The organism is Vibrio sp. TRT 1302, assembly GCF_050113875.1.
GTDB lineage: Bacteria > Pseudomonadota > Gammaproteobacteria > Enterobacterales > Vibrionaceae > Vibrio.
The window spans coordinates 24,962-48,767 of record NZ_JBNJOF010000009.1 but is presented as its reverse complement, the minus strand read 5'-3'; the positions used below and the strand labels follow the sequence as shown (position 1 = coordinate 48,767).

At 44.5% G+C, this 23,806-nt stretch carries 24 protein-coding genes; 8 read left to right on the top strand and 16 right to left on the bottom strand.

Annotated elements, in window-relative coordinates:
• Window positions 1-428: 428 nt before the first annotated feature.
• Complete coding sequence (locus tag ACQEXP_RS12465; protein ID WP_426970207.1) at window positions 429-2,267, top strand: hypothetical protein; 1,839 nt, start codon at window positions 429-431, stop codon at window positions 2,265-2,267.
• A gap of 60 nt (window positions 2,268-2,327) precedes the next feature.
• Here the strand turns inward: ACQEXP_RS12465 and ACQEXP_RS12460 are convergent, their stop codons facing one another.
• The 10 genes from ACQEXP_RS12460 to catB all read right to left on the bottom strand — a co-directional run bounded on the left by ACQEXP_RS12460 (window position 2,328) and on the right by catB (window position 10,787).
• On the bottom strand, window positions 2,328-2,879 hold the full coding sequence (locus ACQEXP_RS12460; RefSeq protein WP_426970206.1) for a GNAT family N-acetyltransferase: 552 nt from the start codon (window positions 2,877-2,879) through the stop codon (window positions 2,328-2,330).
• A 14-nt stretch (window positions 2,880-2,893) separates the two neighbouring features.
• On the bottom strand, window positions 2,894-3,055 hold the full coding sequence (locus ACQEXP_RS12455) for a hypothetical protein (RefSeq protein WP_167489421.1): 162 nt from the start codon (window positions 3,053-3,055) through the stop codon (window positions 2,894-2,896).
• Window positions 3,056-3,293: 238 nt separating this feature from the next.
• Window positions 3,294-4,118: a helix-turn-helix domain-containing protein gene (locus ACQEXP_RS12450; RefSeq protein ID WP_426970204.1), complete on the bottom strand. Its 825-nt coding sequence runs from the start codon at window positions 4,116-4,118 to the stop codon at window positions 3,294-3,296.
• 19 nt (window positions 4,119-4,137) lie between these two features.
• Window positions 4,138-4,731, bottom strand: a complete 594-nt coding sequence (locus ACQEXP_RS12445; RefSeq protein WP_426970202.1) for a LysE family translocator — start codon at window positions 4,729-4,731, stop codon at window positions 4,138-4,140.
• Between the two features lie 299 nt (window positions 4,732-5,030).
• Window positions 5,031-5,231 (bottom strand): hypothetical protein, encoded by a 201-nt coding sequence (locus tag ACQEXP_RS12440; RefSeq protein ID WP_138971672.1) that lies wholly within the window; start codon window positions 5,229-5,231, stop codon window positions 5,031-5,033.
• A 535-nt stretch (window positions 5,232-5,766) separates the two neighbouring features.
• A complete protein-coding gene (gene cspE, locus ACQEXP_RS12435) occupies window positions 5,767-5,979 on the bottom strand; it encodes a transcription antiterminator/RNA stability regulator CspE (protein ID WP_138971670.1) in 213 nt (70 codons plus the stop codon).
• Between the two features lie 468 nt (window positions 5,980-6,447).
• Window positions 6,448-8,085, bottom strand: a complete 1,638-nt coding sequence (locus ACQEXP_RS12430) for a methyl-accepting chemotaxis protein (RefSeq protein WP_426970200.1) — start codon at window positions 8,083-8,085, stop codon at window positions 6,448-6,450.
• 242 nt (window positions 8,086-8,327) lie between these two features.
• Window positions 8,328-8,861 (bottom strand): hypothetical protein, encoded by a 534-nt coding sequence (locus ACQEXP_RS12425; RefSeq protein ID WP_426970198.1) that lies wholly within the window; start codon window positions 8,859-8,861, stop codon window positions 8,328-8,330.
• A gap of 253 nt (window positions 8,862-9,114) precedes the next feature.
• Window positions 9,115-9,963: a pirin family protein gene (locus ACQEXP_RS12420; RefSeq protein WP_426970316.1), complete on the bottom strand. Its 849-nt coding sequence runs from the start codon at window positions 9,961-9,963 to the stop codon at window positions 9,115-9,117.
• Window positions 9,964-10,154: 191 nt separating this feature from the next.
• Window positions 10,155-10,787: a type B chloramphenicol O-acetyltransferase gene (gene catB / locus ACQEXP_RS12415; RefSeq protein ID WP_269375853.1), complete on the bottom strand. Its 633-nt coding sequence runs from the start codon at window positions 10,785-10,787 to the stop codon at window positions 10,155-10,157.
• Window positions 10,788-10,992: 205 nt separating this feature from the next.
• Here catB and ACQEXP_RS12410 point away from each other — a divergent pair, with 205 nt between their 5' ends.
• Window positions 10,993-12,288, top strand: coding sequence for an alpha/beta fold hydrolase (locus tag ACQEXP_RS12410; protein WP_426970196.1), 1,296 nt, complete (start codon window positions 10,993-10,995; stop codon window positions 12,286-12,288).
• A gap of 35 nt (window positions 12,289-12,323) precedes the next feature.
• Here ACQEXP_RS12410 and ACQEXP_RS12405 read toward each other — a convergent pair whose 3' ends face one another.
• From ACQEXP_RS12405 to ACQEXP_RS12395, 3 genes are all read right to left on the bottom strand, one after another.
• On the bottom strand, window positions 12,324-12,704 hold the full coding sequence (locus ACQEXP_RS12405; protein WP_138971258.1) for a VOC family protein: 381 nt from the start codon (window positions 12,702-12,704) through the stop codon (window positions 12,324-12,326).
• Window positions 12,705-12,797: 93 nt separating this feature from the next.
• A complete protein-coding gene (locus ACQEXP_RS12400; RefSeq protein ID WP_426970194.1) occupies window positions 12,798-14,192 on the bottom strand; it encodes a sensor histidine kinase in 1,395 nt (464 codons plus the stop codon).
• Window positions 14,176-14,850: a response regulator gene (locus ACQEXP_RS12395; RefSeq protein ID WP_426970192.1), complete on the bottom strand. Its 675-nt coding sequence runs from the start codon at window positions 14,848-14,850 to the stop codon at window positions 14,176-14,178. Before ACQEXP_RS12395 ends, ACQEXP_RS12400 begins: the two co-directional genes overlap by 17 nt.
• Before the next feature lie 170 nt (window positions 14,851-15,020).
• Here ACQEXP_RS12395 and ACQEXP_RS12390 point away from each other — a divergent pair, with 170 nt between their 5' ends.
• Complete coding sequence (locus ACQEXP_RS12390; protein WP_426970190.1) at window positions 15,021-15,521, top strand: GlcG/HbpS family heme-binding protein; 501 nt, start codon at window positions 15,021-15,023, stop codon at window positions 15,519-15,521.
• Window positions 15,522-15,628: 107 nt separating this feature from the next.
• Here ACQEXP_RS12390 and ACQEXP_RS12385 read toward each other — a convergent pair whose 3' ends face one another.
• On the bottom strand, window positions 15,629-16,162 hold the full coding sequence (locus ACQEXP_RS12385; RefSeq protein WP_426970188.1) for a dihydrofolate reductase family protein: 534 nt from the start codon (window positions 16,160-16,162) through the stop codon (window positions 15,629-15,631).
• Between the two features lie 99 nt (window positions 16,163-16,261).
• On the opposite strand from ACQEXP_RS12385, the gene ACQEXP_RS12380 reads away from it, so the two are divergent.
• The 5 genes from ACQEXP_RS12380 to ACQEXP_RS12360 all read left to right on the top strand — a co-directional run bounded on the left by ACQEXP_RS12380 (window position 16,262) and on the right by ACQEXP_RS12360 (window position 19,214).
• The gene (locus tag ACQEXP_RS12380; protein ID WP_426970186.1) at window positions 16,262-16,816 is read left to right on the top strand and encodes a TetR/AcrR family transcriptional regulator; all 555 of its coding nucleotides are present in this window, start codon (window positions 16,262-16,264) and stop codon (window positions 16,814-16,816) included.
• A gap of 138 nt (window positions 16,817-16,954) precedes the next feature.
• Complete coding sequence (locus ACQEXP_RS12375) at window positions 16,955-17,731, top strand: substrate-binding periplasmic protein (RefSeq protein ID WP_426970184.1); 777 nt, start codon at window positions 16,955-16,957, stop codon at window positions 17,729-17,731.
• Between the two features lie 40 nt (window positions 17,732-17,771).
• A complete protein-coding gene (locus ACQEXP_RS12370; RefSeq protein WP_269375861.1) occupies window positions 17,772-18,011 on the top strand; it encodes a hypothetical protein in 240 nt (79 codons plus the stop codon).
• Window positions 18,012-18,052: 41 nt separating this feature from the next.
• Window positions 18,053-18,466: an alternative ribosome rescue aminoacyl-tRNA hydrolase ArfB gene (gene arfB, locus ACQEXP_RS12365; protein WP_426970183.1), complete on the top strand. Its 414-nt coding sequence runs from the start codon at window positions 18,053-18,055 to the stop codon at window positions 18,464-18,466.
• Between the two features lie 106 nt (window positions 18,467-18,572).
• Window positions 18,573-19,214, top strand: coding sequence for an START domain-containing protein (locus ACQEXP_RS12360; RefSeq protein WP_426970181.1), 642 nt, complete (start codon window positions 18,573-18,575; stop codon window positions 19,212-19,214).
• Window positions 19,215-19,261: 47 nt separating this feature from the next.
• Here ACQEXP_RS12360 and glgB read toward each other — a convergent pair whose 3' ends face one another.
• Both glgB and malQ read right to left on the bottom strand, forming a co-directional pair.
• Window positions 19,262-21,439 carry a 1,4-alpha-glucan branching protein GlgB gene (glgB, locus tag ACQEXP_RS12355; RefSeq protein ID WP_426970179.1) on the bottom strand — a complete coding sequence of 726 codons (2,178 nt, stop codon included), beginning with the start codon at window positions 21,437-21,439 and terminating at the stop codon, window positions 19,262-19,264.
• A gap of 185 nt (window positions 21,440-21,624) precedes the next feature.
• A complete protein-coding gene (gene malQ, locus ACQEXP_RS12350) occupies window positions 21,625-23,805 on the bottom strand; it encodes a 4-alpha-glucanotransferase (protein WP_426970177.1) in 2,181 nt (726 codons plus the stop codon).
• Window position 23,806 lies beyond the last annotated feature (1 nt).

Here is a 23,806-nt window from a genome sequence, read left to right as displayed (position 1 = left end):
TCGCCACTTTTTCATTGCTAGTTTTCGAGAGGATTTAGCTGAACATCATAAAGTGAATGGTGAACATGTGCCGCAATATATGAGTCGCTTTCCCACTTGGAACATGTTCGTTTCACTCACTCCCAAGTCTCGTTATAGCTTACATCAAACACTTTCTAGTCATTGACCGCACATCGTTTAGCACCACCTACAGTATCTTTCCGATCATGGTAGTAACCGCCTATATGATATACATGTAAATTATTGTAGACAAAGCCAAAAAAGGCAGTGCGCCAAGTCTGGACTTTGGGGAGTTTGGGATAGAGTTACTAGTTTTCATATTCCATCAGTGACATGGTTAACAGTTTCATATCAATTGGTGCGTAAGAAAAATACTCAGAGTTATTATTCAATGACTATTTCCGTATTTTTTATAGGGCTTCTCAGTTATGAAACTGAATCAAGTATTGAATCACACCAACCAAGTAGAACGTTCAAAGTTCATAAACTGTATCGATAAATTATGCCAAGATAACAAGACAGATCCTGAGCTAGCGAAGCAGCTAGACAAGATTGATGGTCAGCTAAAAGCTGCTTCTGGTAATGAAATCAATCAGCTTTTCAGTCTCGTGAAGGAGCATTTTAAGAAACATATTATTGAGCAAGTAGCTATTGGAGGACCGCAAGCGTCTTTGCTTATAAACATTCTTGCACGCGATGGAAACTGTATTGCCACCATTCCTTGGATTGAAAGCTTATATGCAAAAGAATACTCTGAGATTGATGCTTTGAGCTGTTCTTTAATCAAAGAAATTGAAGAACATGAATCTAGTGATTATAACCGACTAACTCGTCTTGATATCTATAGAGCCTGTATGCATACAGCCTTCAATAATGATCTCAAAGCTAATAGAACCGCAAAGATATCTGAAGACGAACGTGGTGTACTCAATGTGCTATCACAACGTTTAGGACTTTCAAGAGAAGAAGTTAATGCCATTGAACATTCTGTAGACCCTATACCTGAACTCGGAATTGAAGGGGCTCTTGAGTATTTGAGGGAAAACGGAATCATCTTGATAAACCGTAGTCGTTCAGAAATTTTAGTGGCAGACGAAGTTGTAGAAATTCTTCATGAAGTGCTCGGTAAAGAAATTCACGATAAGTTTGTACTTAGAATTCTGAGGTCTCTTTCTGACGCGGAATTATCCAATATTCTCAAGCACCATGGATACAGGACAAGAGGTATTGAGAGACAGGAAAAAATCTCTACGATTGCCCATTCAGGCCTATCTATTAAGAACATTCTGATGACTGATATACACAATGATGACGCCACCCAGAATCAGAGAAAAGAACGTATCAAGCAGCTAATTGAAGATATGGATTTAGATATCTCTCGAATCGGCACCCGTCTGCAAGATAGAATTGATGTGTTGATCGATTATCTCAAAACTTCGGAAGAAGATGAATTTAATGCCTTAAGTGTAAGCGGTTATAAAGAGCTACTAGAGTCACTAGCGCAGGCAGATCCAAATGTCGAAGAACGCATTAGAGCCGATTTTGAAATAGAAAACAAAGAGACCTTAGATCCTGAAAGATTGAAGGCTCTTAGCATCACTCCACTAGATATCCTGTACCTATATAGCAACGACGAGATAAAAACGATTAGGAATGATATGGGCCTTCCAAGAAGAGGTAACCCTCGTAGCCAAATTATCGATAGTTTCGCCAGCGCAAATGACAAACTAATTGAGAACTACCATTTACTGGCGTGCCGCGACTTACAGGGTTTACACGCCGTAGGAATAGACATTAAAGAAAGTGATATCGGAATTAAGTTTGAAGAAACTACTCGTTCAATACTAGAACAGCTAGGAATGAACGTAGATGAAGATCTGCGCAAGGACATTAATACAGCGAAAGATAAAGCCGATATTATTGTTTCTCTAGAAAATGATGACGTTATAGTCGGTGAAGCTAAATCATTTAAAAATGGACAGTTTGCTAAATATTCCACCACATCGAGACAAGTTAAAGCGTATGTTAAACGCTGTGAAACTAATGGTCACCGAGTTGCCCAAGTGTTAATCGTTGCGCCAGAATTCTCAGAAGACTTTATTGATGCGGCAGATATGGATACTGAAATCAACATCTCTCTATTGGAGGCTAGTGGGCTTCAAAAAATACTAGCTGCATATAAACAACGCCGTAACCCTAACTTCTCTCCGAAGCTATTAACTAAGGGTGGATTGCTTAAAGCAGATTTGATATCGAAATCAATTTAGATTCTTCTCGACACTGGAAAAATCCAGTGTCGGGACTTGTTCTTTTATCCGTTGATTTACTCAGAATTCTTCTAAGGTCTTAAGGTCGATAAACATCGCAGGGTGTTCGGTTGCATGATTCTCTGGTGTATCTAGAAAGTTGAAACCATTCTTGTAATAGAAATCGACCGCTTCTGTCTTCACATCTGCAATCAAAAAGCGACAACCTATCGCCGGAGCAATTTCATCCAAAGCAATCGCGATCGCCATATCAACCAATACAGAACCAAGGCCGCTTCCGCGCTGGTTAGCATCGACCGCTAAACGCGTGATTTTTAACGCGGGTAGAGTGGCGTATCGGTTAGCCTTTGGGCAGTCATCTACAGCATACGCATCGCCAAGGTCTATCTCACTGCTTGTCAACGTCATATAGGCTAATACTTTGCCTGTCTCTTCATTGTTATCATTACGCTCAATGCAGACATAACTAATGCCAATCATTGACTCTTGAAAGTTACAAGCTTGTTTTTGTAGGAAGGTCTTTAAAGGAGCGAAGGCTTGATCGCCAGAACGAAACTTTTTGCAGTTATCTGAAGGGGAAAGTTTTCGAATCGAATAGTTAGTAGTTCCCATATGACTGGGAACTACTATGCTTGCGCAGCGCGCATTTTAGCTAAGGCTTCACGACCACGTGCTAGCGCTTTCTTTGCATGTGGGTTAACTTTTGCTTCGCGAACCTGCTTTGCAAATTGCTTAGCATCTTCACCTGAAAGCTCTAGTCGCCCAAATGTACTACTCTTTATCGCCATTATCGATGCCCTTTCGGTTAAATGGTCACTCTCGTGTCTGCTTGGTCTAACTTCATATCAGTGAGTCCTACAGACGCCTTAATTTTCTTTGATCAAGACGACGCTGTCAACTTTACTGGCTATTTATTGAACTGACTAAAACCAACATAAGCCAACTATAACCGATTGATACCTCTAAACAACCTGCGCTGGCAAATTCCCATATCGCGATTAATACCCAGTTTTTCTCCACCAGCACTCAATCGACAAAATGCGACTGGTAGAACTTCGGCGTGACCGCTATCTTCTTCTTAAACTGGCGTTGGAAATGGGCTTGATCGGAGAAGCCAAGCTCTAAAGCGACGTCCGCAATCTCTTGCCCAGACTTAAGCATCACCTTGGCGCGTTTGATCTTCTCATCCATCAGATAAGCGTGTGGTGGCAAGCCATAATGATGTTTGAAGGCTCTTAGTAACTGGTATCGACTCATCTGTGCTTCTTGAGCCAACTGCTCCAACTGATGTGCATAAGAAACATCATCAAGTAACTTCTCTTGAACACGTTTTAGCTGTAGTGAGGGTGATTGCTTATTGTGGATTAGGCTTGCACCAAATGCTGTTTCAACGAAATCATACAGACGCGACTCAACCTGAAGCTGACTCGCTTCTCGTTGCAGGTCATTAAATAGGGCTAAGTAGCTTAGCTTAATACGAGAGTCACGCTCAAGTGGATGACAAAAAGGAGCATAATCATCGCTGTAACCACTCCGGTGATGTCCTAGGATCTCTTGCTGAACCTTTCCCATCTGTTTGCTATCAACAAACAACATACTGTAGGACCAGGTGCCGGCTTCGGGATTGCACGAGTGAACATCGGCTGGATTGATGGTCACAATGTCACCTTTACCAATGTGGTGAGTTGTTCGATGATTACGATAATCCGCACGCCCTTGCTGAATGATGCCAAATGAAAACTCATCATGAGAATGCGCTTCATAACAGGCGGTGCTTTGGTTAGCGATACGTAGCTCAATCCAAGGTAATACCGTGCTCTGTTTGAAGTTGGCACTTTTATCTATCTTCATGCGCAGCTCCTTTGCGCTCCTAATACCAGATCATGCTAACAGATGCGCCTAGAATAATCGCCATAGTACGATTAAAAACGCGTTGTCTGTTAGGTTGAGATAAATAGCGAGCAAAAGCACTGCCGGTCAGAGCCCACAGTCCTACACCAGCTAAACAGCACACTAAAGAGACGGTAGTAAACTTCCATAGCCACTGCTGCTGATCTACCTGACCGACGACATATAAACTGACGCCAGACATCGCAACCAGCCACGCTTTGGGGTTGAGAATTTGGGTAACGGCCCCAAGCCACCAGCCAGAGCTACTCGACTCAGCGCAAGTCAAATCACTCACAGGTGCAGTAAATATCTGATAGGCAAGATACAACAAAAAAACGCTTCCCGCCCAACGCAGTCCGACTTCCAGTACTGGCATAACCTCGACTAGAAGGTGCATCACACTGCCAGACAAAAACACGACCAGCGCGTAAGCCAAAGACGCGCCGAGGACCAATTTGAACGCTTCCCTGCTGCCTCTCTGAACAGCCGTGGTCGTCGCCAAAAGATTTACTGGCCCCGGAGTGGCGGCTCCAACAAAGGCAAAAGCGAGCATCGCGATCAATACACTATTCATGGTGTTCTCCTCAATTACCTGTTCAAGGTAACCAATCGCACCAGAGAGTTATTGAACGATATTGCAATATCTGAAGAAACTAAAGGGCCTAGTGGATGTAGCTGAATGAGAAATCACTGACACGTTAACTGACAATGGCGGCTCTGTTAGGTGAACACAGGACATTGTCGCCGCGTAAGTGATTTGTGGACAAGAGTAAGTCAATGATTATCCAGATTAGATAAACATAGATGAAGTTAGCTATTGCGAACTACTGAGACGCAGGCTTAGTGAGAAGACAATCAACCCATTTCAAGCGATTAATTTTTATTAATATATCGCTCAGCGTTTGCAAATAACTTATCACATAATTTTTTATGGGTGAGATACTCCGAAGAACCTTCAGTCATAGACTCTAGAACTTCTTTTGCTTCTTGATACTCTTTTACCATTGCAGCAAATCGTTCTTCGAAGTTATTTTTCTGTGCTTTTTTACTTGATTTTTTAACAGGTTTTCTCATATATCTTCTTACCTTATAGATCCCAAAGTTTTTTCTCTTCTCGTTCTAGCAATATGTTTTCAATTCTTTTTCTGATCTTATGAATATTGTTAGAACTTTCATCCGAACCAGTGCTTTTACCTTTGTCCGGTTTGGGGGAAGTACCCTTTGATGGCTTTTTCAATTCTCAATCTCCTTCTCTATTTTGGATATAAAAATCGCCCAAAACCTTCCCGTACGAATCTTTAATTTGACCAGAACTTTCAAGTTCACAAAATGAAAAACTGAGGTCAAAATCGCTAGTATTTAATCTAGGAAGAATATGACGTTTTAGTACATCGCTGTTTAACTGATGTATGGGAGAAGACCAAGAAATCTCACCATGATGAAGACAAAATTTTATAACGAACAATTAGGCTTTTGTCCTTTGATTGTTCTCTGTTCACGAAGAACATAATACCAATATGTTTTTCGATTATTTTTTCGAGTCATCTGACTCCTTATTAAATTTGAAGAAAAAAGATCTCCGCTAAGAGGGAGATCTTTTAGAAAGAAATTACACTAAAGTAACATTGCCAGCTTGTGGACCTTTGCTACCTTGCTCAACATCAAAAGATACTTTTTGACCTTCAGCTAGTGTTTTGAAGCCTTCGCTAACAATTGATTTGAAATGAACGAATAGATCAGCGCCACCGTTGTCAGGAGCGATAAATCCAAAGCCTTTAGTTTCGTTAAACCATTTAACTGAGCCAGTTGTTTTATTTGACATAATATATCTCGATACATTGAATGAATTATAAAGAAAGCTACTAAATAAGGAATGAAGAAAAAGGTATCGCAGGATAGATATGACGAATTTAATCGAAAAACTGAGAAGATCTTGAACTTAATATATTATTAATAGCTCACCGTTTGAGCTGACGACACTATACACTATGTGCACATAATAGATATGTATTTCTTCATTTAATTTTATATCAAACAAAATCAATGAGTTAGAGCGACAGCTCAAGCAAGATGTTAAGCCCTGTGTATTTCAATTCAGCATAATTGTCAGAATAATTGCGATAAAACGGATATCAATATGAGGCCAGACTCTGTTTCTAGCCTTGGATGGAGAAAAATGCTCTAACTTCGAAACTCAATAAAAAATGGTTCAAGGACGAAGTGTATCGAAAGGCGATTGACTGACTTTCTACCATAAAAAATTCAGTCAAACGCCTTAACTTATTTAATGCTACGCCAGCTTAAAGCGGTTGATCATATTCATGAGATTTTCAGAAACATGTCTGAGCTCTTTACCTGAACTCGCCATTTGCGCAGACTCGCTCGACACCGAAACCGCCATGTCACTTAAACTGACCACATTTCGGTTAATATCATTGACCGTTGCCGTTTGTTGCTCTGCGGCGGTCGCTATATGTTGCGCCATCTCTTCAATGGTATGGACCTCTTGGTTAATCTTGTCGAGCGTTTGTCCGGCTTGAGTGGATAACGCCGAAGCCTTATTCGCTTTGTCTGTACCCTGATTCATTATCACTACTACATTTTCAGCGCCCGCTTGTAGCTTCTCTATAATATTTTGAATCTCCAGAGTGGACTCTTGAGTACGCTGCGACAGAGTTCTGACCTCATCTGCAACAACGGCAAAACCACGACCTTGCTCACCAGCACGCGCTGCCTCAATCGCCGCATTGAGTGCCAGCAGATTGGTCTGCTCAGCGACACCACGAATCACTTCAAGAACGGTATCAACATTACGCGCGTCGGTTGCTAGTTTCTGTACAACTTGGGCGGCCGAGGCGATTTGTTCCGCAAGCTCATTCGCCTCGGTGACATTGTTTTTAATGATGGTATGACTGTTTTGTGTTTCTTTGGCGGCAAATCGACTGGCTTCGTTCGCTTCGACCGTTCTTCCTGCCACTTCTTCAACAGTAGCGAGCATTTCTGTCATTGCTGTCGCCAACATATCTACATCATTTTGCTGTTGAATCAAGCTGTCATCAATATGGTGTACCGAATCAGCCAATTGAGTCGCTGATTTCGATACTTGTGTTCCGGCATCACTAATATTGAGCATAATCGATTGAATCGAGGCAACGAACTGGTTGAAATAACGTGCCAAATGAATCAGTTCTTTGCTGCCTTCTTCGGGTAGGCGTTGTGTTAGATTCCCTTCCCCCTGAGAGAGGGTTTTCATTGCTCGTAAAGTGCGCTTTAAAGGTGAAGTAATGGTTTTAATGAAATAGCCAACCACAAGTGATAACACGACTAAAATACTGACCGCGTAACTGATTGAAGTTACCTCGGCTCGATAAGTCACCGCTTGCAAGGCGACCATATTAACCCCAGATCCAACCATCCACCCCCATGGTTCAACCATCACCGCATAACTTGTTTTTGGCGCAAGAGTCTCGCTATCTGGATTTTTCCAACGATAGTCGACAAAACCTCCACCATTTTGAGCGGTTTGATACATCTCTTTGACGAAGTAGGCTCCGGTACTATCTTGAAGATCCATAATGTTCTTACCGAGAAGAGACAAAACTCCGGTAGCCAATTGATAACCATCACGGTCTCCGACGAAGATGTAGTTTCCACCATCAAATCGCATCGCAGAAATGGTTTCCAAAGCACGAGCCTGAGCCTCCTCTGTGCTCAATGCGCCAGTCTCGCTTTGTTGTTGGTAATGTTTGATAACGCTGACAGCACTTTGAACTAAGGTTTCGACTCCTCGCTCATAGTTTTCGCGCATATGATCACGAGATGTGTCTATATTAATAAAAGTATTAGCGAATAGACCTATCGCAAATAAACCAAGTATCGACCAAGCTCTAACAGCAATAGATACATTTTTTAGTTTCCTACTTAACATACTGATATTCCCTAACCAATTAAATTTATTATTATCCCGTCAGCAAAACCATTAAAACCAAATGGTTATAGGCTAATTGGATTTACTTTATAAATATAACGGTAGCAGCAAAATGAGTAGTTTGTGCAACTGAACTATGAATTTCTTATGTTTTAACAAGTAATAATACAAGCCTCAATTTAACTCTATGAAAATATGTTTAATTAAAGTAAATCAGGTTGTGAGATGGATTATTCGTTTTTCTATTCCCTTAGTTTAAGCAGTAGCTCGCCCGCGGCAATACCATCGAAAGGTAGGTAATTTCTTTCAATCAATAAGTTCAACGCAATTCTATCTTCTTCTGTCAAAGCGATGTTTTCCGAAATACTTTGGGGGCTCAATACAGACTGCCCATAGCTAGGGATTTCAAACCAACCTTGTTGTTCCATTACGTTCAAAGCATGGAGCTCGTTATTTTGCCTAAACGTTTCTATTAATAATCTCTGTTGTTCTAAAACACAGTTATAGCTCGTTAGCTTGTGAAGGTAGATCAGGACACTCATTTGTTTTTCTTTAGTCAGAGATATCAGCCAGTCGCTAATTGGGTAGGGATTGTTCTTACGCAGACTTTTATCATTACATTCTCTAAACCTAATCATGTAGTCATTGTATACTTCCCTTGTCTCTACAGATTCTAACTTTAGAGCATCAGGAATCTTTACATCTGCATTAGCGACACACTGACTCAGGATAGCAATCAAGCTACATAGCCTGATAAACACATTTCCAAAACTCATTTTCCTTTCCTTGCGTTTTCGTCCATGAGGCTCGCCTATAAGAAATAGGCCAAAAAACGGAATTACCGGTATCACTTTCGTTGGTAAATGAGCGCATATCAAACCTTGCTTTGCGAAATAGCATGATCCTTACAGTCTGATCGGAAAAAACGAATAAAAAAGCCACACCCAAAGGTGTGGCAAGACAAAAAGAACTGGCAGTGGATAGTTCGTTTTGCTACTCAGTGACCGAATGGCGGTCACAAAGGTTCAGTTAATATGTTTCAAACACACCAGCGTTGTAGTCACGAATGGTTTGTTCAATTTCAGCCATGCTGTTCATGACGAAAGGCCCATAATGAACAACAGGCTCATCGATCGGTTGACCAGAAAAGAGCAGTACCCCACCCGATGCGCGGTTGGTCAGAGACACCTTGTCCCCCTTGCTCAACAGAGCCAGTTCGCCTTGATTGACTACCTGACCATCAATAGCGACAGAGCCCTGATAGCTAAGAACCATCATGTTAAAGTGTTCTGGCACCTCAATTGAAAGTTGCTGTCCTTGCTCAGAACGCCAATCAGAAACACTCAGTTCGACCCCTGTTCTGTCTAGCGGACCCGTTAACGTCTCGCCATTGGCAGCTATAGTTCCAGCTAATACCCTCAGCAATCCAAGCTCATCACCGCTATGCTCAGTGATGGTTTCTGGTTGGAAGTCAAAATATTGCGCGGGTTTCATTTTGTCGCGGGCAGGCTGGTTAATCCAAATTTGAAAACCGTGCAAATCGCCCTCTTCCATAATTGGCATCTCGCTATGGATAACACCACGACCCGCCGCCATCCATTGCGCACCACCACTGCGAAGTTCACCAACATTTCCCATATGATCACGATGCTGAAAGTGGCCTTTGAGCATATAGGTTAGGGTTTCAATGCCACGGTGTGGATGTGGAGGAAATCCACCGACATAGTCTTTACGTTGATCCGATTTCAACTCATCGACCATCAAAAATGGTGAAAATTGTGTATTGTTAAACCCAGCGACACGTTGGATTTTCACACCATCACCATCAGATGTCGCATGAGTGCGGATGATTTGCTTGATTACTCGATTCGCCATGATCGCCTCCCGATAACTTGATAGGTGTAGTTTAGAGAGCGATATGCCTTTCATACAGAGGGCAAAAACGAACAGCTTGTTTGAAAAATTTGAATGAGTGCAGCTAGACAACAGTGGCGACTAGCTGACACTGAACACAATACCTAAATCCATCTAATGAATGGATGAGGAAAATCATGGGACCTCAACGGTAGCTAAACCGAGCGTATCTGTTGTTGCCAGTAGAGATACAAGCCATGTATATCGGCAGAGCATAACCACGACATTGCACCGGAGAGTTGTTCATCACTCCAATTCCACCACTGCATCTCTTCCAGCTTGTTTATCTCATCCTCATCAAAGCGAAACTTGATATGTTTGGCAGGATTCGATCCAACCACTTCATAAGGCGCAACATCTTTAGTTACGACGGCACGACTGGCTATGATGGCACCATCGCCAATTTTGACGCCAGCCATGATCATTGCCTCGGAGCCAATCCATACATCGTTACCAACAACAGTATCGCCCGCTCGCTCAAAACCGTCCTGTGCCGCAGAAAAGTGCTCATTATTCTGATAGAAAAAGGGAAAGGTCGATATCCAGTCCGTGCGATGCCCCTGATTTCCCGCCATCATAAATACCGCACCTGAACCAATAGAACAGAAGTTACCAATGATGAGCTTGTCGACGTCATTGCGATCTGGGTTGAGGTAACGGGCGCAGTCATCAAAGCTGTGACCATGATAGTAACCGGAGTAATAGCTGTGGCGTCCCACTATGATATTTGGGTTAGTCACTTGCTGTGTGAGCGGTTTACCCGCAAATGGTGATTCAAAGTAATTCATATTTATTGGTTCTTTTAATTGGCTATGAGTTTTGAGTCGAATAAGTCACTGACTCAGGCGTTAGCATAAGCAGAAACTTGAGCTCGGTCACTCTGATTTTTATTCGAACTTGCACATGCCTCACTCCATCAAACAGCGATTGGTATCTGTTCCGCATCAGGATAAGATACGCCATATCTAAGTCACGGAAGTCCTGATAATAATTATGAAAGCTCACCCATTTATTGATGCCGGTGTTAAATACACTCCGCACTATTTCCAAGTACCCTTAAACTACGCAGACAAGGCACAAGGGACAATTGAAATCTTTGCTCGTGAACTATCACTTGTGACCGATGGCGAAAGCACTAAACCTTGGCTGGTTTACTTTCAAGGAGGACCAGGGTTCCCTTCTCCTCGTCAGAATGGTCACAACGGCTGGGTCAAACGTGCTCTGCAAGAGTACCGAGTGTTACTCCTCGATCAACGCGGTACCGGCAATAGTTCTGTGATCACCCATCAAACTTTGGCTCCGTTCTCGGCAGAGCAGCAAGCTGAGTACCTAAGTCATTTCCGTGCAGACAATATCGTTCGTGACGCGGAATTTATTCGTCAACAGTTTGGTATTAACCAGTGGGCAATTCTCGGTCAGAGCTTTGGTGGTTTTTGTTCACTGACTTACCTGTCACTGTTCCCTGAAAGCCTTTCTCGTAGCTACATCACTGGAGGTGTGCCATCTATTCACCGCCATCCTGATGAGGTGTATCAAGCTACATTCAAGCGTACGATGGAAAAGAACCAAGCTTTCTTCAAACAGTTTCCGCAAGCGCAGCAACTGTGTAAGCAGATTGCAGACCATCTGCTTGAGAACGATGAATTTCTGCCAAACGGGCAGCGTTTCACGGTTGAGCAATTCCAGCAGATTGGTATCAACTTCGGCATGAGTGATACTTTCCTGCCAACCTACTACGCGCTCGAGAATGCCTTAATCGAGGTGGATGGCAAACCACAACTTCGTTACGAGTTCCTAAATAATATGTTGATGGAACAAGGTTTCCAGACCAATCCTATCTACGCCATCTTGCATGAGTCGATCTACTGCCAGGGCTTTGCTTCAAACTGGAGTGCTCATCGTATTCGTCAGACACGAGATGAATTTAACTACACGAAAGAAAAGCCATTCTACTTTACCGGCGAGATGGTGTTTCCGTGGATGTTCGACCAATACCACTGCCTGAAACCACTCAAACAAGCGGCAGAACAACTGGCAGCAAAACAGGATTGGGCACCCTTGTACCATGCGGATGTGCTTGCCAATAACAAAGTACCTGTGAGCTGCGCGGTATACGCTGATGACATGTTCGTCGAAATGGACATTAGCCGTGAAACCTTGGCAGAGATTCCAAATTCACAAGCGTGGATTACCAACGAGTACGAGCACAACGGACTGCGTGCCGATGGTGAAAAGATCCTCGATAAACTCATTGCCATGGGTCATCAAACCGCGGCGACTATCAACTAAAAATAACGCCCCCGACTCACATCGGGGGCGTTTTTTTAGCTCATTGAGTGGAGACCAATCATATTGCCTTCCGTGTCAGCCACTATGGCAATGTATCCATGAGGGCCGATGGAAAATTTGCTATTCATTACCTTGCCACCCGCTTGTTCAACACGAGATTCCTCGACCGCACAATCCTGACATGAGAAATAGACCATAGTACTGTTGCCACCCGCGGCGACGCCTTCCATTTTCGCCAATGCACCAGATGCTCCATACTGCTCCATATCAGAGGGAAACAGCCACATCTCGACCCCCATATTGGCGACATCTTCGAGATGCTCCAATGAGGTTTCAAGGACTGCTTCATAAAAAGCTTTTGCTCGCGGCATATCATTCACATAGATTTCAAACCAACCAACCGGATTCATTTGCATACTCTCACCTAACCGTTATAAGTTCCCTTCTAAAGCTAGCGCAGTTACCACTCTCCGCCACCTTGGCAAAGGCTATAATGGTCATTTTCTCACTCATGAGCCAACAGGCAGGGTGACTGTAAACGTGGTCCCCTTACCCAGTTCGGAATCCAAAGAAATATTGCCACATAAGTTGTCTACCATCGCTGCCGCTAGCGACAATCCCAGCCCATATCCCTCTATGTTGCTACGACTAGTATCGACGCGATACAAGCGCTCAAAGACCAATTGTTGGTACTGTTGGTCGATGCCAATACCGTTATCCATCACTTTGATCTCAACCTGATGTTCAGCATGTTGAGCCGCTTTGATCGTGACGTAACCACCCGATTCGGTGTATTTGATGGCGTTGTCGATCAAGTTGACCAAAACTTGAGTAAGCTTGTCTGGATCGGATTGGATCAACAGCGAAGCGCTCACTTCAATCTTTAGTGCAATGCCCTTCTCGTCGGCAACATCTTCATACCAACTCACCACCGTTTCGATTACCTGACGAACATCGGTTGAGGTACTTTGCTGCTCGCGCTTCCCTGTCAGCTCATCGTTAAGTTTCATCAGTGCCGTGAGCATATTGCTGGCCTGCATCGCATACTCAGCACAATCAGCCAGTGCGCTGTGCATCTGCTGCGAATTTTTTTGATCGATTAGCGCAGATTGAGAGGCCAAAGTGATGCGTGACAAAGGTGTACGAATATCATGAGCGATGGCGTCAACCGTTGTGTTAAGCGTCGTCGTGACATGATGTAGCCGCGCCACCGCCTGATGGACGCTCTCACTGACGACACTCAAGCCTTGCGGTGCAGAGTGGGATTGCTCTACCCACTCCAACTTGCCTTGCTTGAGTTTGTCTAACAGGTCACCTAGCGTGACTAACGGAGACATCGCACTGACGATGATCCGACGCGTAAACCAAGCCGTTGCTGCCACCAGCAGAGCTAGAGCAAACAAGGTCATCAGCCACTGTTTAAAAGCGATCGAATAACGAGCTTGGTTATCAAGTACCAGCCAGAAATCTTGCCCCTGCCCTTCTATCTTGAGTGACATATACGGATTGAAGATAAATGCCGTCAACCAGAACTTGGTGTCTATGGTGAACCGCTCAAGCTCACCCTCGAATTTAAAGCTCTCATCGCCAGCAATATACAGCGGTTGCGCGCTACTATCCCCCGCAACTGAATAGGCTCGGATATTGTTTTCTATCAAGCGGTGAGGATTGGCACTCATGACATGAACCAAGCGGTCCGCGGAATCGAAGGTCAAAATGCGCTGGTATTCCGTCGCCATCGAGCTAAGGATCTTTTTTTCAGTTCGATACAGATCGTAAAAAAACATCGCACCGACTACCCCCTCAACCAACAATAACACCAGCATCAAAACAGCAATAAAACGCATCAGCAAAGTGTTCTGTGCCTTGTTGAGCGCTTGTTTGATATTAAGACTTGAGGACATAGCCGACCCCTCTGAGTGTGTGAATCAACGGGGTATCAAAGCCTTTGTCCACTTTGCCACGCAATCGGCACACCAGAACATCCACCACGTTGGTTTGAGGATCAAATTGGTGACCCCAAACGTATTCCAAAATAGCGGTTTTGGTAATCACACTTTCAGGCTGTTCCATCATCAGCTTAATCAACATAAATTCACGCTGATTGAGGTGCAGCGTTTTTCCCGCACGCTGCAAGGAGTGTTTGAATAAATCCAGCGACAGTTCACTGTAAGTCAGAGTGTGGCTTTGAGCTTGGTTCTGCTTGCCACGACGAGCTAATGATTGGCAACGGGCAAACAGTTCAGGAAAGGCGAATGGCTTCACCAGATAATCGTCGGCCCCCGACTGCAATCCCAATACTCGCTCTTCCACGGAGTGTTTGGCGCTGAGAATAATTACAGGGGTGGTATGACCCTCACCACGCAACTGAGCCAACACCTCAAAACCATCTTTCTCAGGCAACATGATATCGAGCACTATGACGTCATACGCTTGCGTAACCGCTTCATGCAATCCATCAACACCATTACCTGCGTGAGTAATGGTGCATGCCTGTTGTTGAAATCCATTCATCAGGAAACGAGCAATATGTGCATCGTCTTCAACCAAAAGTATTTTCATCGCTACTCGTTTCGTCGTTGTGCCAATTCATTCTAATCACCCTACTCTACCAACAACTTTGTAGGAGTTTAACCAAGATTACAGAATGGTAATGTTTGGGAAAGCTTGCCGTAATTGACCATTGGTTAGGATAGCCCTACTGAAAACAAACATGTCTAACAGGAGTAAACATGAAAAACATCAAACTTGGTCTTCTAGCTGCGTCTTTTGGTTTTCTTTCTATCCCTTTCAACGCTATGGCGGCAAATACCACTCATACTGTATCGGTCGAACAGATTTCATCAAAGTCTGCTTTTAGTCTAGCAAGCCAAGCGGTCAATCTCTGTGAGGCTAAAGGGTACAAAGTTTCCGCTACCGTCGTCGACCTATCGGGCAATGTCATGGCCCAGTTACGTGCAGATGGTGCAGGTATCCATACTCTCGATAGTTCACGCAAAAAAGCCTTTACCGTTGCTAGCATGAAGCAGCCGTCAGGCAATCTAATGAAAACCATCGCAGATAAGCCGATCCTACAGCCTCTACAATACATGGATGACAACCTGCTGTTCCTAGCTGGTGGTGTTCCAGTTGAACTAAACGGCAAACTGATCGGTGCTATCGGAGTTGGCGGTGCACCTGGTGGACATTTGGATGTTGAGTGTGCAGACGCCGCCATCAAGCAGACGTTCTAATCTAAACGTCAATAACTGCCAATCACCAAGCTCTGTGCTTTAGTCAGAGTTTGGTGATGTTCCATTGTTAAGAAATGAAGGTTTAATGCTTACTTAAGCTGTAGATGTTAACCCATGCGCTTAAAGTGATTCTGGACAATCGTCTCAAGATACACCTTACTCTCGATCAATTGATAACTCTGCATCTTCTCAAGCTCACCAAATAACTTAATGCCGCCGCCAAGGAGTACAGGAATTGTAGTAATCGTTAGCTCATCAACCAGTTCTTGCTTGAGGAAGTTTTGGATAGTGACGCCACCATCAATGTAGAGGTCTTGATAACCTTTGCTGTTCAGATCAGCGACAACCTCGGTCAGATCCCCCTGAACCAGAAAAACCTTATCCTGATAGCCGTTTGGTACCTCTTTCATAGTATTGCTGAGAACAAAAACGGGCTTTGAATACGGCCAGTCAACATCAAAACTGAGCACTGTTTCGAGTGTATTTCTGCCCATCACGAGCGCGTCGACTCGATCCATTAGAGGCGCAAAACCCATATCGATGTTATCCGGGTTAGGCACACTATGCAGCCAATCCAGCCCACCCTCTTTATCCGCGATATAGCCATCAATACTCGTGGCGATAAATACAATATTTGCCATGGTTTGCACTCCAAACGGTTAAACAGTTGCATCTCAACTCAGTTGAGATATCATTTATTCTACACTGTAGAATAAAAATTAGCATAATGAGGATCTAAGATGTCTGTCAAGGAAAAACGTCGAGGACGACCACAAAGCGACAAAAGACAACTGAGTGAACAAACCATCCTTGATCAGGCCAAACTGCTGATGTCTGAAGATGGAAAAATGCCGAGCATTAGGAAGTTAGCAGGCCAGTTAGGCGTAGATGCGATGGCAATTTATTACTATTTCGCCAATAAAGATTCGTTACAAGAAGCGATTGCAGTGTCACTGATCGAAGAGATTTATCAGCCTAACCTAGCGGACCCTTGGCGTGATGAACTCACAGCACTATGCCAAAGTTATGTATCACTGCTGCATCGCCATTCAGGATTGTTAGAAACCCTGTTGAAGATGAAGTCAAATAGCCCAGCGATGGTATTTGTCGAACGTTTCAATGCGATCCTTGCGCCGCTTAAAATTGATAACGCGAAAAGCACCAACGCCATACACCTACTGGCTGATTATCTGCATGGCTTTGCTTTAGCACTCAACTGCCAACCAGACAGCGAACTAAATATTGAGATGCTCAATGGTCCTTTAGAACTCTATTATTCAGTATTGCAATCATAATCTTACAGCAATCAGTGATGACATATGAATCAGCTCACATTAAACTGTCGCTCGTTGGGCGATTATTCAACAAGCAGTGTACCTAGCCTATGCTTGAATAACGGCGTAGACCAACTCTAACGCGCACATTATGGGGGAATGACAGTCGAGATGTTACACGGAGTGGTGCAAAAAAGACTCTCTATCTACCTGAGCTTATTACTTGGTGTTTTTTTCGTCTGTCCAACAATTGCCAGCAACACTTTTACTATGGCGTTCAATCACGATCCGGCTAACAATCCACAGTACGCCTTCTACCAAAAAGTCTATCAAGAAGCCTTCGCTACATTGGGGTTAGAGTTCCGTTACCAGGTTTATCCCAGCACCCGCGCCACACAAATGGCCGATCATGGAAAAGTCGATGGTGAGCCGCAAAGAGTCTTAGGCTACGCAAGTCAAAGTCCCAATCAGATCCGCGTCAATGAACCGATCTTCGAAAATCGCACCTTGGCATTTGGCATTGATCCAACCCTGAACGTTGTCGATTTGAATAGCCTTAAAAAGAGTGACCTACGTATCGACTATTTGCGTGGCTCAGCTTGGAGTCACAATCACCTTAAAGCATTGGTTGACGCTGATAATTTGCAAGTTGTAGACGACAGTGAACAAGGCTTTATGAAGTTGACTAAACAACGTTCAGATCTATTTATCGTTCTTGAAGTCATCGGTCTTAAAACACTGCAAAACAACAGCGACTATTATCAAGCTGGCGTTCGAGTGGTTGGCCAAGTAGGCAGCAACCTCTCCTATCCCTATGTCCATAAACGCCACGCTGACCTAATTCCTAAACTAGAACAGGCTTTACGTGATATGAAAATCAGCGGGCGATATAACCAGTTATTGCTAGAAACCATGCCCTATTTAGAAAAACGTTAAGTGACCTTTTCACTGACCCAACCAAGCCCAGAGGTGATGTATGCCCTTACAATGGTGTGAAAAATGTGCCAAAGAGACCGAGCACAAAGAACTGATTAAGCAGAAACCGTCTAAGTACGGTAAAAGCAAAAAGGAACAATTTAAGGCCTTTCTTTCTGGATTTGTTAGTGGTGCTGCCGTCGGTGGTGCGCTTGCTTCTCTAGAATTGATTGATCGCTATGTAGTCTGTCAGGAGTGTGGCCATAAGAAACTCGAAAACCATGGCGAAGAGTTTCAGTAAGGCTACAATAGGTCGGTGTCTATTTTCGTAGTAAGCCGCTAATGCTGAAGATTTCTAATACCGTTACCCTTCAATCCTGGGAAATCCAACTGACCGCTATACGAGCGCAAGGTTCAGGCGGTCAGAACGTGAATAAAGTGTCCTCTGCGATTCATCTTCAGTTTGACGTCAAACACTCGACCTTACCGGACATCTACAAGCAACGTATTCTTGCGCTCAAGGATTCCCGTCTATCTAAAGAAGGGGTTATCACCCTCAAGGCGCAGCAATTTCGAACCCAAGAGCAGAACAAGGAAGATGCGCTCAATCGCTTAGCAGAGCTTATCCGTTCGGCGATGGTGGTGCAGAAAAAACGCCGCGAAACCAAGCCAACCAAAGCATCTAAAGAGCGCAGGCTCAAAAGTAAGGGAATCAAGTCGCAGACTAAATCCCTGCGAGGTCGCGTGCAGCACTAACCGTTCGACCCTTGGATGCCCATTGTCTCCTTTCCTAATAGGGAGACTTTGCTCTGTACTGTAAGTATGCTTGAATTAAATCAGAAACGAATCGTTGAGTAAGGTTATGACAAGCTTAAGGAAAAGCATCATTTTAATCCTATTGATGGTATCAAGCGCCAGCTATAGCTACGCCTCTACCCATTGGCAGTTTGAGGGGGACGCCGATGGTATCTCAATCTTTTCTCGCCATCACAGTGATGGATTAGTAGAGATTCGCGCACGTATGTTTGCGCCAACCAGTTATGCAGCTTTTCTTGCTTTGCTAGAAGATACTGAAAATGTACCAAACTGGATCGATAATGTTAGCCATAGCCGCGTCTTACGCCAAATTTCTCCTAACGAAAACATCGTCTACACCCAGTTCTCCGCGCCTTGGCCAGCTAAGGATCGCGATATGGTAACCTATTCGAAATATGCGCTTGATGAGATTGGCTTCACCCTCAAGATAGAAGATGCTCCACAGTCAGTCCTCGCGGAGCAAGAGGGCTACGTCCGCATTTCAGAGGTACAAGCGACATGGACGCTCCAAAAGCTAACCAACGGAATGACGTTAATAGAGTACACCGCATTTGCTAATCCTGGCGGCGCTCTACCTAACTGGTTAATCAATAAATTGGCTAAAGAGAGCGCTCGCAGTACCTTTGAAGGGCTCAAACAACAATTACCCAACTATCAAGACGATTCTAAGCCGGATCTGAGCCAATAAAAAAGGGCCAGCGATGGAAGCTGACCCTTGTGTTACTTACTATTTAGCTATTTAAACTTATAGAATACCGTCGCCAGCGGAGGCAGACGCAGTGAAATAGATTGTGCCAATCCTTCACTTTCTACCGCCTCGGTCGTTACCTTTTGTTCAACTGAATAATCACTGCCATGATATTTAGCGCTGTCCGTATTGAGCAGCAATTCATATTCGCCCGCCAGAGGTACGCCTAGTCTGAAATTGTCGTGAGGAACAGGTGTAAAGTTAGTGATCACCAAAATTCTCTCACCATTGTCACTCAAACGCTCATGAGCCAGAATCGAAGCTTCTGCCGCATCTTGTAGACGCCACTCAAAACCGCGCGGTTCGCAGTCGAGTTCGTGCATCGCTCTTTCACTTGCGTAAAGCTTGTTAAGATCTCTGGTTAGGCTCTGCACACCTTGATGACGTTCAAATTCTAGTAAGAACCACTGTAGCTGATCATCATGGTTCCATTCAGCCGTCTGACCAATCTCAGCCCCCATAAAGTTGAGCTTCTTACCCGGTTGTGCATACATATAGCCAAGGTAAGCGCGCAAGTTAGCCGTTTGCTGCCACTCATCACCTGGCATCTTGTTGTGAATAGAACCTTTACCGTAAACCACTTCATCATGTGACAGAGACAGAACGTAATTTTCACTATGAGCGTAAACTAATGGGAAAGTGATCGTATCGTGATGGTATTTGCGATGAACAGGATCCTCCTGAATGTATGACAAGGAGTCATGCATCCAACCCATATTCCACTTAAAGCCAAAGCCCAATCCGCCCATAAAGGTTGGCGCAGAAACACCAGGGAAAGCGGTCGACTCTTCAGCAATAGTCATTGCATTCGGAAAGTGTTTGTAAACTTCTTCGTTCATCCATTTAAGGGTCGCGATAGCATCGTAGTTTTCGTTGCCACCATCGACATTTGGAATCCATTGATCGTGACTGCGCGAGTAATCGAGATAGAGCATTGAAGCAACCGCATCAACGCGAATACCGTCAATATGGAATTGTTCAAACCAGTAAAGAGCGTTAGACACGAGGAAGCGGCGAACATGTTCACGGCCGAGATCGTAGATGTACGAGTTCCAATCTTGATGCCAACCGCGACGAGGATCAGGATCATGGAACAGTGGCGTGCCATCGAAGTTAGCCAAGCCATGGTCATCCGATGGGAAGTGCGCTGGCACCCAATCAAGCACCACACCAAGGCCCGCCTGATGGCATTGATCAACAAAGTATTTGAAGTCGTCTGGCGAACCATAACGGCTGGTTGGCGCAAACAGACCAACCGGCTGATAGCCCCAAGAGCCGTAGAACGGGTGCTCAGAAACCGGCATCAGTTCAACGTGGGTATAACCCATATCGACTAAATAAGGAATTAACTGATCCGCCAGTTCTCGGTAGTTAAGGAAATCACCATCGGCATTGCGACGCCAAGAACCTGCGTGTAGCTCATAAAATGAGAGCGCCTGCTTACGTTTCTCTGTAACTTCACGCTCTTGCCACGCATGATCCTGCCACTGGTAGCGGCTGTGGTCGTAAGTAACTGATGCAAAAGATGGGTATTGTTCAGAGTAGGCTCCCCAAGGGTCCGCTTTATGCGGTAAGCCTTCACCATTAGGACCTTTTAATTCGAACTTGTACTGTGAACCTTCAGCAAGGTTTGGAATGAAGATCCCCCAAATACCATAGTCGAGACGCTGCATTGGCGTACGTCGACCATCCCATTGGTTGAAATCACCCACTAGGCTACACGCTGACGCATGCGGTGCATAAACTAAGAAACGAATACCGGAGATCTGTTTGCCATCTCGCTCCAAAGTGATGAATTGAGCACCCATGTGCTTGTACATCTCTTTTGGTGTATGCAGATCGTCATACTCTGCGTAAATCGTGTGGTATTGATATGGGTCGTCGATCAGTTGTTCGGTTCCATTCCAATCAACGGCTAACAGATAGTGACTAAAGCGTAAATCTTTGTTTTGTTTGAGGATAAAGCCAGAAGCGTCCTCACGTTCAAGTTCGATACGTTGATCATCAATAACTAACTCAACTTTGTCCGCACCCGGCATCCAAACACGCAATGCCTCTTGTTCGCCACTGAGAAATGGGCCGATGAAAGAAAAAGGGTCAGAAAATGTTGCATGTGAAAGTTGGTTATATATCTTTGTCGCCTTATCTAACGTTGTCGTTTTCAAGTTATTCTCTCCCTAACCTAACTTTCTTTATTCAAATGAGTTTGGCTGAAATATAAAGGGGTTCTATGACCCAAAAAGCCCGCTAGGTAGCGGGCTTAATTAGCGTTACAACAGTGTAGCGAATTCGGCGTTTACATAGAGTGACCTGACCGAAAAATTTTCCATGTACACCTTGTAACTCCGTTTTATTTACTCACTTTAGCGCGAACTTCGGTGAGCTTATGAGCAATACGATTTACCCCTTCATGAGCAAAAACTTCATCAAGGTTCATCGACAGTTTACGACGCCAGTTCGGGTACTCATCAACCGTGCCTGGAATGTTAACTGGCTTATCCATTTCCAGCCAATCTTCCAACTGAATACTCAACAGAGTTGAAGATCCAGCGGCAACGTGCAGTTGCAGTGCTTCCGCTAGGTAGGAATCCATAGGTACGTACTGAGCATCGCGACCAACACCTTCAGGCAAGTAACCGTGCCATGCAACGGAATCTAGGATGCCTTGCTTACACTCTAGACGATTCGCAAACAGACCTTCTAGTTGCTTGGCATCTGGGTAAAGGCCTAACTCTTGCCCCATCTTCAGGTCATCACAGTGCCAGAAACCACGTAGAGTCGGCATATCGTGAGTACACAGAGCAGACATAGACTGTTCAGCGTAGTGTGCTGGAGAGATAAAACCACCGTCATCTTCTGATGTTTCGAAGAAGAACACCTTGTATGAGTGAACACCTGCGTCACGCAGAATATCGACAATCTCATCCGGCACAGTCCCTAAATCTTCACCAATCACGCTACATTGGTGGCGATGAGACTCTAGAGCCAAGATCGCTAGCATGTCTTCCACAGGGTAGTAAATGTACGCACCTTGAGTCGCGTTTTCACCTTTCGGGATCCACCACAAACGCAGTAAACCCAGTACATGGTCAATACGCAATGCACCACAATGCTTCATGTTCGCACGCAGTAGTTTGATGTACGCATCGTAACCCGTGGCTTGAAGCACTTGTGGGTTAAGCGGTGGTAGACCCCAGTTCTGACCCAAAGGACCAAGAATATCTGGTGGAGCACCAATGCTCGCATCCATGACTAGGTTGCCTTCATCTGCCCATGTTTCTGAACCAGAATCCGCAACACCGACGGCAAGGTCACGGTACAAGCCAACAGACATGCCTTTCTCTTCCGCTAGAGCCTGCGCCTCTTTGATTTGGATGTCAGCCACCCATTGCAGATACATGTAAAGATGTACTTGATCTTGGTTCTGCTCGATAAAATCCTGAACCGCGCGGTTTTCAAACTTACGCAACTCTTCAGGGAATACTGGCCAGCCCCAAATGTTCGCATCTTGTGCATGCAACTGAGCGTGCAGAGCATCAAACGCAGCTTGGTGAATTAGGCTTTCGCCACCTTCTTCGACGAACGCTAAGAAAGCCTGTGCACGTTCGCTATTTTTATCCAGATGACGCTTTTTAAACTCTGTAAACAGCTGCGGTAACACACTCATTTTGAGATCCGCGACTTCACTGTAATTCACCCAGTGAGATTCACGCGCTTTTTGTAGACGTTGCTGAAACTCCGCACTGCCCACTTTTTGTTGCGCTTCAATGCTGAGAGAAAACTCAGGTACAGAGCTCACATCAATGTAAAGAATGTTCAACCAACGACGTGATGAAGGGCTGTATGGACTCGCGCCTTCTGGGTTCGCAGGGAACAGTGAATGAATAGGGTTAAGACCAACAAAATCGCCACCGCGGGAAGCGATATCCGCCACTAACTGTTTCAGATCCCCAAAGTCACCAATACCCCAGTTATGCTGAGTACGTAGCGTATAAAGCTGGACACTTGGGCCCCACATCTTCTTACCATCGACGATAGCATCCTGCTTGTAACATGCCTTTGGCGTCACAATTAGCGTCATCTCATAAGGCGCTTTACGACGTTTACGAGAAATCGTCAGTTTGTGATAACCCCAAGCAATATCACTTGGTAATGCAAACACTAAAGGGCCACCCTCTTTACGCTCATCACGAACGATTTGCGATTGAAGATAGCCTTCAAGTACCTCTCCTTGCTCTGTATCCAGACGCCAGCTGAACTCACTTTCGCGAGCACTCGCACCAAGATTGAGCACCACTTCAATTGGCTCTCCATCACGGACCACCTGAACAGAAGCGAGCACCTCTTGCTTGTGCTTTTTCTCCGCTGATTTTAGAAGAGTTTCATCATTGGTTGTGTCATAGCCTAAAGACGCGAGTAGTCGACGAATAGTTTCGTCTGCAACTTTTGCTTCATCTCCCCACGCGCTTACGTAGCTGTCGGCAATTCTCGCCATTTCAGCGACTTGTTTTAATGCGTTATCTTGTTTCATC

Coding starts and splice junctions, on each gene's coding strand:
- ACQEXP_RS12380 (WP_426970186.1), top strand. CDS start 16,262: ATGTCTGTCAAGGAAAAACGTCGAGGACGACCACAAAGCGACAAAAGA.
- ACQEXP_RS12410 (WP_426970196.1), top strand. CDS start 10,993: ATGAAAGCTCACCCATTTATTGATGCCGGTGTTAAATACACTCCGCAC.
- cspE (WP_138971670.1), bottom strand. CDS start 5,979: ATGTCAAATAAAACAACTGGCTCAGTTAAATGGTTTAACGAAACTAAA.
- ACQEXP_RS12425 (WP_426970198.1), bottom strand. CDS start 8,861: ATGAGTTTTGGAAATGTGTTTATCAGGCTATGTAGCTTGATTGCTATC.
- ACQEXP_RS12440 (WP_138971672.1), bottom strand. CDS start 5,231: ATGAGAAAACCTGTTAAAAAATCAAGTAAAAAAGCACAGAAAAATAAC.
- ACQEXP_RS12445 (WP_426970202.1), bottom strand. CDS start 4,731: ATGAATAGTGTATTGATCGCGATGCTCGCTTTTGCCTTTGTTGGAGCC.
- ACQEXP_RS12360 (WP_426970181.1), top strand. CDS start 18,573: ATGACAAGCTTAAGGAAAAGCATCATTTTAATCCTATTGATGGTATCA.
- ACQEXP_RS12390 (WP_426970190.1), top strand. CDS start 15,021: ATGAAAAACATCAAACTTGGTCTTCTAGCTGCGTCTTTTGGTTTTCTT.
- ACQEXP_RS12400 (WP_426970194.1), bottom strand. CDS start 14,192: ATGTCCTCAAGTCTTAATATCAAACAAGCGCTCAACAAGGCACAGAAC.
- arfB (WP_426970183.1), top strand. CDS start 18,053: ATGCTGAAGATTTCTAATACCGTTACCCTTCAATCCTGGGAAATCCAA.
- ACQEXP_RS12385 (WP_426970188.1), bottom strand. CDS start 16,162: ATGGCAAATATTGTATTTATCGCCACGAGTATTGATGGCTATATCGCG.
- ACQEXP_RS12430 (WP_426970200.1), bottom strand. CDS start 8,085: ATGTTAAGTAGGAAACTAAAAAATGTATCTATTGCTGTTAGAGCTTGG.
- ACQEXP_RS12370 (WP_269375861.1), top strand. CDS start 17,772: ATGCCCTTACAATGGTGTGAAAAATGTGCCAAAGAGACCGAGCACAAA.
- catB (WP_269375853.1), bottom strand. CDS start 10,787: ATGAATTACTTTGAATCACCATTTGCGGGTAAACCGCTCACACAGCAA.
- ACQEXP_RS12375 (WP_426970184.1), top strand. CDS start 16,955: ATGACAGTCGAGATGTTACACGGAGTGGTGCAAAAAAGACTCTCTATC.
- ACQEXP_RS12395 (WP_426970192.1), bottom strand. CDS start 14,850: ATGAAAATACTTTTGGTTGAAGACGATGCACATATTGCTCGTTTCCTG.
- ACQEXP_RS12405 (WP_138971258.1), bottom strand. CDS start 12,704: ATGCAAATGAATCCGGTTGGTTGGTTTGAAATCTATGTGAATGATATG.
- ACQEXP_RS12465 (WP_426970207.1), top strand. CDS start 429: ATGAAACTGAATCAAGTATTGAATCACACCAACCAAGTAGAACGTTCA.
- ACQEXP_RS12450 (WP_426970204.1), bottom strand. CDS start 4,118: ATGAAGATAGATAAAAGTGCCAACTTCAAACAGAGCACGGTATTACCT.
- malQ (WP_426970177.1), bottom strand. CDS start 23,805: ATGAAACAAGATAACGCATTAAAACAAGTCGCTGAAATGGCGAGAATT.
- ACQEXP_RS12455 (WP_167489421.1), bottom strand. CDS start 3,055: ATGGCGATAAAGAGTAGTACATTTGGGCGACTAGAGCTTTCAGGTGAA.
- ACQEXP_RS12460 (WP_426970206.1), bottom strand. CDS start 2,879: ATGGGAACTACTAACTATTCGATTCGAAAACTTTCCCCTTCAGATAAC.